The organism is Sphingomonas sp. CFBP 8760 (assembly GCF_014841615.1).
In the GTDB taxonomy this organism is placed as follows: Bacteria; Pseudomonadota; Alphaproteobacteria; order Sphingomonadales; family Sphingomonadaceae; genus Sphingomonas.
Window position 1 is genome coordinate 502,760 of sequence record NZ_JACYUG010000001.1, and the last position, 12,119, is coordinate 514,878.

The following is a 12,119-nucleotide window of genomic DNA, read 5'->3' on the forward strand; positions in this document are numbered from 1 at the left end:
CGCTGCGTGAAGGCGCTTCCTCACCGCAGATCGGGTGCCTTCGCCTCGTCCGCCAGCATCGCGGCGACCTCGTCCAGCGACAGCATGGTCTGGCCCTGGCTGCCGAGTCGGCGCAGCGCGACCGTGCCTTCCTCCGCCTCGCGCTTGCCGATCACCAGCAGGTTGGGCACCTTGGCCAGCGAGTGTTCGCGCACCTTGTAGTTGATCTTCTCGTTGCGCAGGTCGGTCTCCACCCGCAACCCGGCCTTGCGTAGCGTCGCGACCACCTGCTCGGCATAGCCGTCGGCGTCCGACACGATCGTCGCCACCACCGCCTGCACCGGCGCCAGCCACAGCGGGAAACGGCCGGCATGATGCTCGATCAGGATGCCGAGGAACCGTTCGAACGTGCCCAGGATCGCACGGTGCAGCATCACCGGGCGATGGCGGTTGCCATCCTCACCGACGTAGCTGGCGTCGAGCCGGTCGGGCAGTACCCGGTCCGACTGGATCGTGCCGACCTGCCACGTCCGGCCGATCGCGTCGGTCAGATGGAATTCCAGCTTGGGGGCATAGAAGGCACCCTCGCCCGGCAGTTCCTCGAACTTCGCCTTGATCGCGTCGGACAGCGTCGACTGCTGCACCGCCTCGCGCAATTCGGCCTCGGCCACGTCCCACATCGCGTCGGAGCCGAACCGCTTCTCCGGGCGCAGCGCCAGCTTCACCGCATAATCCTCGAAGCCGAGGTCCTTGTACACGCTATCGAGCAGCTCGCAGAACTTGCGCACCTCCTCGACCAGCTGATCCTCGCGCACGAAGATATGCGCGTCGTCCTGCGTGAACTGGCGGACGCGCATGATGCCGTGCAGCGCGCCGTGCGGCTCGTTGCGGTGACAGCAGCCGAATTCGGCCATGCGGATCGGCAGGTCGCGATACGACTTGATCCCCTGCTTGAAGATCAGGACGTGCGCCGGACAGTTCATCGGCTTCAGCGCCATCAGGTCGCCTTCGCCCGACAACACCGCGCCCTCGTCCTCGGTATTGGGCACCTCGTCTGGCACCACGAACATGTTCTCGCGATACTTGCCCCAGTGGCCCGACTGTTCCCACTGGCGCGCGTCCATCAACTGCGGGGTCTTCACCTCCTCGTAATCGGCGGCGTCGAGGCGGCGGCGCATATACGCCTCCAGCTGCCGCCACAGGATGAAGCCCTTGGGATGCCAGAACACCGAGCCCTGCGCCTCCGACTGGAGGTGGAACAGGTCCATCTCCTGCCCGATCTTGCGGTGATCGCGCTTGGCGGCCTCCTCCAGCCGGAACAGGTGCTGGTCGAGCTGCTTCTTGTTGAGCCAGCCGGTGCCATAGACGCGGCTCAGCATCGCGTTCTTCTGGTCGCCGCGCCAGTAGGCGCCCGACACGCGCGTCAGCTTGAACGCCTGCGGGTCCAGCTTGCCGGTCGATACCATGTGCGGCCCCCGGCACATGTCGAGCCACCGGCCCTGCCGATAGATCGTCAGCTCCTCGCCGTCCGGCAGCTCGGCGGCCCATTCGGCCTTGAACGTCTCGCCCTGCCGCTGCCACGTCTCGATCAATTGCTCGCGGCTCCACACCTCGCGGACGAACGGCTCGTTGCGGGCGATGATGCGGCGCATCTCCTCCTCGATCGCGGGCAGATCCTCGTCGGTGAAGGGCCGATCCTTCGGCGCGAAGTCATAATAGAAGCCATCGTCGGTGGCGGGGCCGAAGGTGATCTGCGTGCCGGGGAACAGGTGCTGCACCGCTTCCGCCATCACATGCGCGAAATCGTGGCGCGCCAGTTCCAGCGCGTCCTTCTCGTCCTTCGCGGTCACCAGCGCGAGGTGCGTGTCGCCGTCGAACGGGCGCGACAGATCGCGCACCTCGCCGTCGATCCGCGCGGCGATCGCCGCCTTGGCGAGGCCGGGGCCGATCGCGGCGGCCACGTCCGCGGGGGTAGTTCCGGGCGCAACCTCGCGGACGGAACCGTCGGGCAGCGTGATGCGGAACATGGCAGACATGGGAAGAACTCACTCGGTCAGGGATGTGGCGGCTTATGCCGCTGCGCCACCCATATAGGCAAGCGGTACGGAATTCACCCGCTTCGACGCATCGCCGCCGCCCGCGCCAGCCCGGCGAACCAGCGATCGGTCGCCGTGACGTCACGGTCCCCCACCCGCCATGCCGCGATCAGCACGGGCGCCCCCGCCGGCGGCAACAGCACGCCGACGTCGCCCATCACGTTCCGATCGGTCGCGGTGGGGCGATCGGTGGTGTAGGTGCCGGTCTTGTGGCCGATCCGCCAGCCGGCCGGCAACCCGGCCTTCAGCCGCGCCGTCCCGGTTTCGCAGGCGATCAGCCACCCCATCAGGTGTGCGCGCGACGCGGCGGTCAGGACCGGGCCGTAGAGTAGCCGGTCGAGCAGACGCAGCATCGCCGTCGCGGTCGTCGTGTCGCGTGGATCGCCCGGCGGCACCCGGTTCAACGCCGGCTCGATCCGGTCGAGCCGCGTGATCCGGTCGCCCTGCCCGCGCAGCCAGGTGGTAAGGCCGGCGGGGCCGCCGATCCGGGGCAGCAGCAGATTGGCCGCCGCGTTGTCGCTTTGCGCCACCGCCGCCCGGCACAATTCGCCGACAGTCAAACGGCGTCCGTCGGCAAGCGCGGCGCGGACGGCCGGCGCATAATCGAGCAGATCGCCTGGCCCGAACGCCACGGTCCGGTCCAGCCCCTCATGCCCGCGATCGACGTGCCACAACAGGCAGGCAGCCAGCAGCCATTTGAACGTGGAGCACATCGGCACCCGCACGTCCGCCTGCGCCCCCGTCATTCGCCCGGTCGCCTTGTCGAGCGTCGCCCAGGCGGCGATCACCGGGGGAGCGGCAGCGGCGGCACCGGTTCCGACGACGCTTGCCCCGATGCCGGCCAGCACCATGCGGCGGTCCATCACGCGATCCCGAACGGCACGACCATGTTGGTCTGCGCATGGCCGATCGCCGCGCGGCCCAGATACGGTACGCCCATGTCGCGGCACCAGCGATCCATCATCGCCTCCAGCGTCTCGCCCCAGGGGGGATCGTTCGCCTGGATATTGCTGACGATGCCCAGCCGCACGCCGGCCAGCCCCTTCAGCTGCGTCGCGTTCGCGATCGTGAACAGCATCCGGTCGACGTTATAGAGCGGTTCCGACACCTCCTCGATCATCAGCACGTGATCGGTCAGATCGGGCATCCACTGGGTGCCGACCAGCGCATTCAGGATCGCGAGGTTGAAGGCGGCGGCGGGTTGCCCGGCGTCTGGCCCGGTCAGAGTCGGCTCCAGCCCTTGCCGGTCGCCGCGCAGCAGCCAGCCCAGCGTCCGCGCCACCGTCTCGTCCCCGTGTCCGCGGTTGATGTCGGTCGCCATCGGGCCATGCACCGGCCGGCCGATCCGGCGTGCGTAGAGCGCGGCGAGCAGGAACCCCATGTCCGAATAGCCGACATAGCTCTTGGCCAGCGCCGCCGGCCCCAGTGCCGGCATCACCTGCGCGAGAATGCGGTTGGAGCCGTAACCGCCGCGCGCGAACCACACCGCGCCGACGCCCGGATCGTTCGCCACTTCCAGGAACGCCGCCGCGCGCACCGCGTCCGATCCGGCGAAATGCCCTTCGCTGGCGAAGCATTGCGGGTGGAACACCAGATCGACCTCGGGATAGGCGATCGCCGCGAACGCACCCGCGCGGGCGGCGACCACCGGGTCTATCGCCCGCGCCGGGGCCACCACTGCGATCTTCACGATATGTCCCCGGCTTGCCCTATGCTGGCGATGCCGATAGCCCGCCGCCATGGAGCATCGCAAATTCTTCTTCGTCGGCATCGGGGGATCGGGGATGATGCCGCTGGCGATGATCGTCCGCGCGCGCGGCGGTGACGTCGCCGGCTCCGACCGTGGGTTGGATCAGGGCCGCACCGCCCCGAAGTTTCAGGCGCTCGCCGCGCTGGGCATCCACCTGTTCCCGCAGGACGGCAGCGGCGTGACGCCCGACCGCCTCGTCGTCGCCTCCGCCGCGGTGGAGGACAGCGTGCCCGACATGGTCGCCGCCGCACGGGTCGGCGCGCCGCGGATGAAGCGTCCGGCACTGCTGGCGACCCTGTTCAACGACGCGGTGCTGCCGATCGGGATCGCGGGCACCAGCGGCAAATCCACCGTCACCGGGATGATCGGCCTGATCCTCCATGCCTGCGGCCGCGATCCGACGGTGATGAACGGGGCAGTGATGAAGGACTTCATCCGCCCCGATGCGCCCTTCGCCAGCGCGCTGGTCGGCGGCGGCGATCCGTTCGTCAGCGAAGTGGACGAAAGCGACGGGTCGATCGCGCTCTATCGCCCGCGTATCGCGGTGCTGAACAACGTGACGCTCGACCATAAATCGCTGGACGAACTGCGCGGCCTGTTCGGCGATTTCGCGCGCGGGGCCGACCGGGTGGTCGCCAATGCCGGCGATCCGGAAACCGCCGCGCTGCTCGCCACCCTGCCCCGCGAGCGGCTGACGACGTTCGCGGTGGAGGGCCGGGCCGATCTGGTCGCGGAGAAGCTGCGCCCCGAACCCCATGCGATCGGGTTCGACCTGATCGCGGGCGAGGCGCGCATCCCGGTGCGGCTGGCGGTGCCCGGCCGCCACAACGTGTCCAACGCGCTCGCCGCGATCGGCGCGGCGGTGGCGGCGGGGGTGCCGCTGGCGCAGGCGGCACAGGCGGTGGCGGGCTTCACCGGCCTGCGCCGCCGCTTCGATCTGGTGGGCGAGGCGGGCGGCATCGCGGTGATCGACGATTTCGGGCACAATCCCGACAAGATCGCCGCGACGCTCGACACGCTGCACGACCAGCCCGGCCGGCTGCTCGTGCTGTTCCAGCCGCATGGGTACGGCCCGCTGAAGGTGATGGGGCGCGAACTGGCGCAGACCTTCGTCGATCGGCTCGGCCCCGACGATGTGCTGACGATGCTCGACCCGGCCTATTTCGGCGGCACCGTGGCGCGCGACGTGGGCAGCGGGGATATCGTCGCGGCCGTCGCGGCGGGCGGTCGCATCGCCCATCACGATCCCGACCGTGCCGATGCCGCCGCCCGCCTCGTCGCCCTGTCCCGGCCGGGGGACCGGATCGTCGTGATGGGCGCGCGCGACGATACGTTGAGCGTATTGGCGGCGGACATGCTGGCGGCGATCGCGGAGCGTGGTGCCGCCGGGTAAGAATATTTCACTGGCGGTTTTAACCGCCTGTACCTGCTCCCATATCCCCGCCTCGCTTTCCCCCCCGAGGTACTTGATTCATGCCGACCCCCGCCAGCGGCTATGCCGCGCCATCCGCCGCCGCCCCGCTCGCCCCGTTCAGCTTCGAGCGGCGCGATCCCGGTGCCACCGACGTCGCGATCGACATCCTGTATTGCGGCGTCTGCCATTCCGACCTGCACACCGCGCGCGGCGAGTGGGAAGGCACGCTCTACCCCTGCGTTCCCGGTCACGAGATCGTCGGCCGCGTCACCGCGGTCGGCAGCGACGTGACGAAGTTCGCGGTCGGCGATATCGCCGGCGTCGGCTGCATGGTCGGCAGCTGCGGCCATTGCCCGTCCTGCGACGATGGCGAGGAGCAATATTGCGAGACGACCGGCATGGTCGGCACCTATAACGGTCCCGATCCCGTGCTGGGCGGCCATACTTTCGGCGGCTACAGCGACCACATCGTCGTCGACGAGGGCTTCGTGCTGAAGGTGACGCATGACGAGGCCGATCTGGCCGCCGTCGCACCGCTGCTGTGCGCGGGGATCACCACCTATTCGCCGCTTCGCCATTGGCAGGTCGGGCCGGGGCAGAAGGTCGGCATCGTCGGACTCGGCGGGCTCGGCCATATGGGCGTGAAGATCGCCGCGGCGATGGGCGCGGAGGTGTATGTCTTCTCCACCTCGCCCAACAAGCGCGACGATGCGAAGCGGCTGGGCGCGACCGACCTGATCGTGTCGAAGGATGCCGACGCGATGGCCGAACACGCCAACAGCTTCGACTTCATCCTGAACACCGTCGCCGCGCCGCACGATCTCGACCAGTTTCTGATGCTGCTGAAGCGCGACGGCACGATGACGCTGGTCGGCGTGCCGGCCGAACCGCACCCCTCGCCCTCGGTCGGCAACCTCGTGTTCCGCCGCCGCCAGCTCGCTGGCTCGCTGATCGGCGGGATCGCCGAGACGCAGGAGATGCTCGATTTCTGCCGCGAGCATGGCCTGACCGCCGATATCGAGACGATCCGGATGGACGAGATCGAAACCGCCTACGAGCGGATGGTGAAGAGCGACGTGAAGTACCGCTTCGTCATCGACATGGCGACGCTGAAGGCCGCGTGATCGACGCTGGTCGCCACCGTTCCATGTTCCACATTTGTTCCACGTGGAACGGTGGCGATATGGTTGGCCGCGGCCGCGTCGTCGGGTAAGGCGGGGGATGAGCACCGAACGCCCCCGCCTCGCCTTCCATCTGACCGAGGGCGCCGGCCCGGTCGTGATCTTCCTGCCCGGCTATGCTTCCGACATGAACGGCAGCAAGGCGCTGGCGCTGGAGGGATGGGCGAAGGCGAACGGCCGCGCGTTCCTGCGCTTCGATTACGGCGGCTGTGGCCAGAGCGAGGGCGCGTTCGCCGACCAGACGCTGACGGGCTGGCGCGACGACGTGCTGGCGATGATCGACGATGTCGCCACCGGCCCGGTCGTGCTGGTGGGATCGTCGATGGGCGGGTGGCTGATGCTGCTGGCGGCGCGGATGCGGCCCAACCGGGTACGCGCGCTGGTGGGGATCGCACCCGCGCCCGACTTCACCGACTGGGGCTTCACCCAGGCGGAGAAGATGACGATCCTCAATACCGGCCGGCTGGAACGCGCCAATCCCTATGGCCCCGAACCCACGATCTACACCCGCCCCTTCTGGGCATCGGGCGAGGCGAGCCGGCTGATGTTCGGCACGATCGCCTTCGATGGTCCGGTGCGGCTGTTGCAGGGGCAGGCGGACCCGGACGTACCATGGAACCGCACCGTCCATCTCGCCGGGCTGTTCGGGTCGGCGGATGTCCGCACCATATTGATCAAGGACGGCGACCATCGCCTGTCGCGCGACGCCGATCTGGCGCTGCTGATCGCGACGGTGGCCGAGGTGACGGATACGTCGGGCCGGTCGGAGGGTTGATGCGGCAAGACCGATAGACGGAGCTTCCATGCATTACCTGCACACCATGATCCGCGTCACCGATCCCGACGCGACGATCGCCTTCTTCGAACTCCTCGGGCTGAAGGAGGTCCGCCGGCTGGAGAACGAGGCGGGACGGTTCACGCTGATCTTCCTCGCCTGTCCCGACGACATGAACGCGCCGGGCGAGCGTGCCAAGGCCGAAGTCGAACTGACCTATAACTGGGACCCGCAGGAGTATGACGGCGGCCGCAATTTCGGCCACCTCGCCTACCGCGTCGACGACATCTACGCGACGTGCCAGCGTATCCTAGACGCCGGCCACATCGTCCACCGCCCCCCGCGCGACGGGCACATGGCGTTCGTGAAGACCCCGGACGGCATCTCGATCGAACTGTTGCAGGACGGCACGCTGGAGCCGGCGGAACCCTGGACCTCGATGCCCAACACCGGCAGTTGGTAGGATGACGACGCCCGTCCCGCCGCTGGAGATCGTCGCGGTCCCGGTACTTGCCGACAATTACGCGTGGCTGATCTTCGATCCGAAGACGGCGGATGCCGCCGTGGTCGATCCGGGCGAGGCGGCCCCGGTGCTCGCCGCCGCCAAGGTGCGGGGCTGGCACATCTCGCAGGTGTGGACCACGCACTGGCACCCCGACCATACCGGCGGCAATGCCGACATGAAGGCGGCGGGCGCGACGATCACCGGCCCGACGGCGGAACGGGAGCGCATTCCGACGCTCGACACCTTCGTGGGGGCGGGCGACGTGGTGCGGCTGGGCAGCCATACCGCGAAGGTGCTGGCGGTACCCGGCCATACCGCCGGCCATGTCGCGTTCCATTTCGCCGACGATGCGCTGGTCTTCACCGGCGACACGCTGTTCGCGATGGGATGCGGCCGGCTGTTCGAGGGCACGCCGGCGGAGATGTGGGCGAACATGCAGGCCTATGCCGCGATGCCGGACGAGACGAAGGTGTATGGCGGGCACGAATATACCCAGTCGAACGCCCGCTTCGCCGCGCATGTCGAACCGGACAATGCGCTGATCGCCGACCGCCGCGTGGTGATCGACCGGGTGCGCGCGCTCGGCCAGCCGACGCTGCCGACCACTATCGCCCAGGAACGCGAAACCAACCCCTTCATGCGTGCCGGCTCCGCCGAACGGCTGGGCGAGTTGCGGACGCAGAAGGACAATTTCCGCAGCTGACCGCCAGCCGCCGACCCCAGCCGTCGACAGGAGACCGACCGATGCGTTGCCTCATGATCCTGGCCCTTGCCGCGACCACCGCCGGGTGCGCCGCGACCGGCACCGGCCCCGCCGATCCACCTGCGGGCGAGCGGACCTCCTACAATAACGGCCGCTCGCTCGATCAGGCGCTGGCGGGATATGTCGCGGGCGACAAGGTGAACTGCCTGCCGCAGACCCGCACGCCGCAAAGCGACAGCTATGGCCAGACGGTGGTGTATCGGTTCGGTCGCAACATGCTTTACCGCAACGACATGGGGCCGGGGTGCGAGGGGCTGGGGCGTGGCGACATCATGATCGCCAGCACGCCGATCGGCCAGTTCTGCCGGGGCGACATCGTGCAACTGGTCGACCGGACCTCGCGCTTCCCGACCGGCAGTTGCGCGTTCGGCGACTTCATCCCCTATCGAAAGGCGAAATGATGCGCGCGTTGTTCCCCCTCGCCCTGCTGGCGATCGCGATCCCCGCCGTGGCGGCGGCACCGCCGGCCAAGGAGAAAGCCAAAGAGAAGGAACGCGACTTTCTGGCCGGACGCGTGCCGGGCAAGCCGGTACGCTGCATCGACCCGCGTTCCAATCAGGGGCCGACGGTCATCGACGACAAGACGATCCTCTACAACGTCACCGGACGCCGCGTGTACCGTACCGGGCCGGTCGGCGCGTGTCCGTCGCTGCGCCCCCTGACGACGCTGATCGTGGAGATCCGGTCGGGGCAATTGTGCCAGAACGATATGTTCCGGGTGCTGCAGCCCGGCACCACGATCGCGTCCGCCTATTGCCGGTTCCAGCCGTTCGTCCCGTACGACCGGCCTAAAGCGGGATGACATGAGGGGGTTGATCCAGATGTTCGTCATTGCGAGCGCAGCGAAGCAATCCAGGTCGTCCTGGTCCGACACTGGATTGCTTCGCTGCGCTCGCAATGACGGATCAATCTGATGTCATCTGGCTCTAAAGGGTAGCTACTCGCAGTAATCCTTACTTCCTTGGCCTTCGCCGGGGAAGTAAGGCGGAGAGTACTATCTCCCCTCTACAGCACGAACCGGCTGAGATCGGTGTTGCGGGCGATGCTGGCAAGCTGGCGGTCGACATAGGCGGCGTCGATCGTCAGGGTTTCGCCCTGCCGATGTTCGGCGTCGAAGCTGACTTCCTCCAGCAGCTTCTCCATCACCGTCTGCAACCGGCGCGCGCCGATATTCTCGATCTCGCCGTTCACTTCCGCCGCGATCCGCGCGACGGCGGCGATGCCGTCGTCGGTGAAGTCGATCGTGACGCCCTCGGTCGCCAGCAGCGCGCGGTATTGCGCGGGCAGCGACGCCTTGGTGTCCGACAGGATGGCGACAAAATCCGCCTCGGTCAGGCCCCTCAGCTCCACCCGGATCGGCAGGCGGCCCTGAAGCTCGGGCAGCAGGTCCGATGGCTTGGCGACGTGGAACGCACCCGATGCGATGAACAGGATATGGTCCGTCTTCATCGGCCCGTATTTGGTCGCGACGGTGGTGCCCTCGATCAGCGGCAACAGGTCGCGCTGCACGCCTTCACGGCTGACCGAGCCGCCGCCGCGATGTTCGGACATCGCGATCTTGTCGATCTCGTCGAGGAAGACGATGCCGTTCGCCTCCGCGTCGGCCAGCGCGGCACGGCTGACCTCGTCCTGATCGAGGCGCTTGTCCGCCTCCTCCTCGACCAGCTTTTCCCATGCCGCCGGGACCAGCAGCTTGCGGCGCTTGAGTTGCTGTCCGCCGCCGAACGACTTCATCATCTCCGACAGGTTGATCATCTGCGGGCCGGCGCCCGGCACCTCGAACGGCGTCGCGGGCGCCTGTTCCAACTCGATCTCGATCTCGGTCTGGTCGAGATGGCCGTCGCGGAACCGCTGGCGGAAACTCTCCCGCGTCGCCGCGCTCGAATCCTTGCCGACCAGCGCATCGAGCAGGCGACCCATCGCCGCCTCCTCCGCCTTGTCCTTCACCGCGAGACGGCGGCGCTCCTTTTCCAATCGGATCGCCTCCTCGACCAGATCGCGGGCGATCTGCTCGACATCGCGGCCGACATAGCCGACCTCGGTGAACTTGGTCGCCTCTACCTTGACGAAGGGCGCATCGGCCAGCTTCGCCAGCCGGCGGCTGATCTCGGTCTTACCGCAGCCAGTGGGCCCGATCATCAGGATGTTCTTGGGCGTCACCTCGTCGCGCAGATCGGCGGACAGTTGCCGGCGACGCCAGCGGTTGCGCAGCGCGACGGCGACCGCGCGCTTGGCGTCGGCCTGGCCGATTATGTGCGCGTCGAGCGCGGCGACGATCGCCTTGGGAGTAAGGGACTGGGTCATGATGTGATCTCTCTCCCCTTCGATATGCCGGAGGGGTCGGGGGAAAAGTCGGAGGCGGAACGGTGGCCTAGGCGGCGCTGTCGAGCGTCTCGATGGTCAGCCGGTCGTTGGTGTAGACGCACAGGTCGGCCGCGATGCCCATCGCCTTGCGGCACAACGTCTCCGCATCGGTTTCATAATCGACCAGCGCGCGGGCGGCGGCGAGCGCATAATTGCCGCCCGATCCGATCGCGGCGACGCCGTTTTCCGGTTCCAGCACGTCGCCGTTGCCGGTCAGGATCAACGTCACGTCCTTGTCCGCGACGATCATCATCGCTTCCAGGTTGCGGAGATACTTGTCGGTGCGCCAGTCCTTGGCCAGTTCGACCGCCGCGCGGAGCAGCTGGCCCTGATGCTGTTCGAGCTTGCGCTCCAGCCGCTCGAACAGGGTGAAGGCATCGGCGGTCGCGCCGGCGAAACCGCCGATCACTTTTCCCTCCGCCCCCAGCCGGCGCACCTTGCGCGCATTGGGCTTCATCACCGTCTGGCCCATCGAGACCTGGCCATCGCCGATCACGACGACCTTGCCGCCGCGCCGGACCGAAAGGATCGTCGTGCCATGCCAGGCCGGCATGGAATTTCTGTCGCTGCTCATGGCCGCGCATATGGGGGGTCGGCGGGCGGCGTCAACGAGGGGACGAGGCCGCCGCCGATGCCGCGCGATCAGCCCAGCCGGTCGACCTTCGACTGCAACTGCGCCAGTTCCGCCTTCAGCGCGGCGATCTCGTCATCCTTGCTGGCGGTCGTGGCGGCCGCTGCCGCGGGTGCGAAGGGATTGGGCACGGCGCCCCCGACCGGCGGAAACGCGCTGGCCGCCGCGCCCAGCATCTCCAGATTGCGCTTCGCCATCTCCGCGAACGGGGTCTGCGCGAACGGGGTCTGCGCGAAGGCGCCCGCCACCGCCGATCGGAACTCCTCCTGATTGCGGCGGAAGCTGTTCATCGAGTCTTCCAGATAGCCCGGCACCATCGCCTGCATCGAATCGCCGTACATCGAGATCAGCTGGCGCAGGAAGCTGACCGGCAGCATCGCCTGACCCCGGCTTTCCTCGTCCATGATGATCTGGGTCAGGACGCTGTGGGTGATGTCCTCGTCGGTCTTAGCGTCGACCACCTTGAAGTCGCGTCCCTCGCGGGTCATCGCCGCCAGATGGTCCAGCGTGATGTAGGACGATGTTTCGGTATTATAGAGCCGGCGGTTCGCGTACTTCTTGATGATGACGCTGCCCGTGGTGTTCTGCTTCTTCATGGCTCTCCCCTTCCATGTCCTTTGAACAGCCTACACCTCGCGATGATGCGCCGCAACACGCACCG

Annotated in this window: 13 protein-coding genes; 7 read left to right on the forward strand and 6 right to left on the reverse strand. The window is 67.8% G+C overall.

The genetic code is table 11. The annotated features are described in order from the left end of the window. Nucleotides 1–20 precede the first annotated feature (20 nt). The 3 genes from thrS to IFT82_RS02350 all read right to left on the reverse strand — a co-directional run bounded on the left by thrS (nt 21) and on the right by IFT82_RS02350 (nt 3,765). Entirely contained in the window at nt 21–2,015 is a 1,995-nt protein-coding gene (gene thrS / locus IFT82_RS02340) for a threonine--tRNA ligase (RefSeq protein ID WP_192124011.1), read from the reverse strand. A 74-nt stretch (nt 2,016–2,089) separates the two neighbouring features. Continuing rightward, complete coding sequence (bla, locus tag IFT82_RS02345; protein WP_192124012.1) at nt 2,090–2,938, reverse strand: class A beta-lactamase; 849 nt, start codon at nt 2,936–2,938, stop codon at nt 2,090–2,092. Further along, entirely contained in the window at nt 2,938–3,765 is an 828-nt protein-coding gene (locus IFT82_RS02350; RefSeq protein ID WP_192124013.1) for an LD-carboxypeptidase, read from the reverse strand. Before IFT82_RS02350 ends, bla begins: the two co-directional genes overlap by 1 nt. Nucleotides 3,766–3,814: 49 nt before the next feature. Here IFT82_RS02350 and IFT82_RS02355 point away from each other — a divergent pair, with 49 nt between their 5' ends. The 7 genes from IFT82_RS02355 to IFT82_RS02385 all read left to right on the forward strand — a co-directional run bounded on the left by IFT82_RS02355 (nt 3,815) and on the right by IFT82_RS02385 (nt 9,265). After that, nucleotides 3,815–5,218 (forward strand): glutamate ligase domain-containing protein, encoded by a 1,404-nt coding sequence (locus IFT82_RS02355; RefSeq protein WP_192124015.1) that lies wholly within the window; start codon nt 3,815–3,817, stop codon nt 5,216–5,218. Between the two features lie 80 nt (nt 5,219–5,298). Next, complete coding sequence (locus tag IFT82_RS02360) at nt 5,299–6,363, forward strand: NAD(P)-dependent alcohol dehydrogenase (protein ID WP_192124017.1); 1,065 nt, start codon at nt 5,299–5,301, stop codon at nt 6,361–6,363. Between the two features lie 97 nt (nt 6,364–6,460). Beyond that, complete coding sequence (locus IFT82_RS02365) at nt 6,461–7,195, forward strand: alpha/beta hydrolase (RefSeq protein WP_192124019.1); 735 nt, start codon at nt 6,461–6,463, stop codon at nt 7,193–7,195. A gap of 28 nt (nt 7,196–7,223) precedes the next feature. Beyond that, nucleotides 7,224–7,658, forward strand: coding sequence for a VOC family protein (locus tag IFT82_RS02370; RefSeq protein WP_192124021.1), 435 nt, complete (start codon nt 7,224–7,226; stop codon nt 7,656–7,658). 1 nt (nt 7,659) lies between these two features. Beyond that, nucleotides 7,660–8,403 carry a hydroxyacylglutathione hydrolase gene (gene gloB, locus IFT82_RS02375; protein ID WP_192124023.1) on the forward strand — a complete coding sequence of 248 codons (744 nt, stop codon included), beginning with the start codon at nt 7,660–7,662 and terminating at the stop codon, nt 8,401–8,403. Between the two features lie 53 nt (nt 8,404–8,456). After that, nucleotides 8,457–8,864: a hypothetical protein gene (locus IFT82_RS02380; RefSeq protein WP_207105719.1), complete on the forward strand. Its 408-nt coding sequence runs from the start codon at nt 8,457–8,459 to the stop codon at nt 8,862–8,864. Beyond that, nucleotides 8,864–9,265 (forward strand): hypothetical protein, encoded by a 402-nt coding sequence (locus tag IFT82_RS02385; protein WP_244646367.1) that lies wholly within the window; start codon nt 8,864–8,866, stop codon nt 9,263–9,265. The genes IFT82_RS02380 and IFT82_RS02385 overlap by 1 nt, the downstream gene beginning before the upstream one ends. 203 nt (nt 9,266–9,468) lie before the next feature. On the opposite strand, the gene hslU is transcribed toward IFT82_RS02385, so the two are convergent. From hslU to phaR, 3 genes are all read right to left on the reverse strand, one after another. Then, nucleotides 9,469–10,767, reverse strand: coding sequence for an ATP-dependent protease ATPase subunit HslU (hslU, locus tag IFT82_RS02390; protein WP_192124027.1), 1,299 nt, complete (start codon nt 10,765–10,767; stop codon nt 9,469–9,471). Nucleotides 10,768–10,834: 67 nt separating this feature from the next. Beyond that, entirely contained in the window at nt 10,835–11,401 is a 567-nt protein-coding gene (gene hslV / locus IFT82_RS02395; RefSeq protein ID WP_446740937.1) for an ATP-dependent protease subunit HslV, read from the reverse strand. Nucleotides 11,402–11,469: 68 nt separating this feature from the next. Then, on the reverse strand, nt 11,470–12,054 hold the full coding sequence (gene phaR, locus IFT82_RS02400; RefSeq protein ID WP_192124031.1) for a polyhydroxyalkanoate synthesis repressor PhaR: 585 nt from the start codon (nt 12,052–12,054) through the stop codon (nt 11,470–11,472). Between the last annotated feature and the right edge of the window lie 65 nt (nt 12,055–12,119).

Coding starts and splice junctions, on each gene's coding strand:
- hslV (WP_446740937.1), bottom strand. CDS start 11,401: ATGAGCAGCGACAGAAATTCCATGCCGGCCTGGCATGGCACGACGATC.
- IFT82_RS02355 (WP_192124015.1), top strand. CDS start 3,815: ATGGAGCATCGCAAATTCTTCTTCGTCGGCATCGGGGGATCGGGGATG.
- phaR (WP_192124031.1), bottom strand. CDS start 12,054: ATGAAGAAGCAGAACACCACGGGCAGCGTCATCATCAAGAAGTACGCG.
- IFT82_RS02360 (WP_192124017.1), top strand. CDS start 5,299: ATGCCGACCCCCGCCAGCGGCTATGCCGCGCCATCCGCCGCCGCCCCG.
- hslU (WP_192124027.1), bottom strand. CDS start 10,767: ATGACCCAGTCCCTTACTCCCAAGGCGATCGTCGCCGCGCTCGACGCG.
- bla (WP_192124012.1), bottom strand. CDS start 2,938: ATGGACCGCCGCATGGTGCTGGCCGGCATCGGGGCAAGCGTCGTCGGA.
- IFT82_RS02385 (WP_244646367.1), top strand. CDS start 8,864: ATGCGCGCGTTGTTCCCCCTCGCCCTGCTGGCGATCGCGATCCCCGCC.
- IFT82_RS02380 (WP_207105719.1), top strand. CDS start 8,457: ATGATCCTGGCCCTTGCCGCGACCACCGCCGGGTGCGCCGCGACCGGC.
- IFT82_RS02370 (WP_192124021.1), top strand. CDS start 7,224: ATGCATTACCTGCACACCATGATCCGCGTCACCGATCCCGACGCGACG.
- IFT82_RS02365 (WP_192124019.1), top strand. CDS start 6,461: ATGAGCACCGAACGCCCCCGCCTCGCCTTCCATCTGACCGAGGGCGCC.
- thrS (WP_192124011.1), bottom strand. CDS start 2,015: ATGTCTGCCATGTTCCGCATCACGCTGCCCGACGGTTCCGTCCGCGAG.
- gloB (WP_192124023.1), top strand. CDS start 7,660: ATGACGACGCCCGTCCCGCCGCTGGAGATCGTCGCGGTCCCGGTACTT.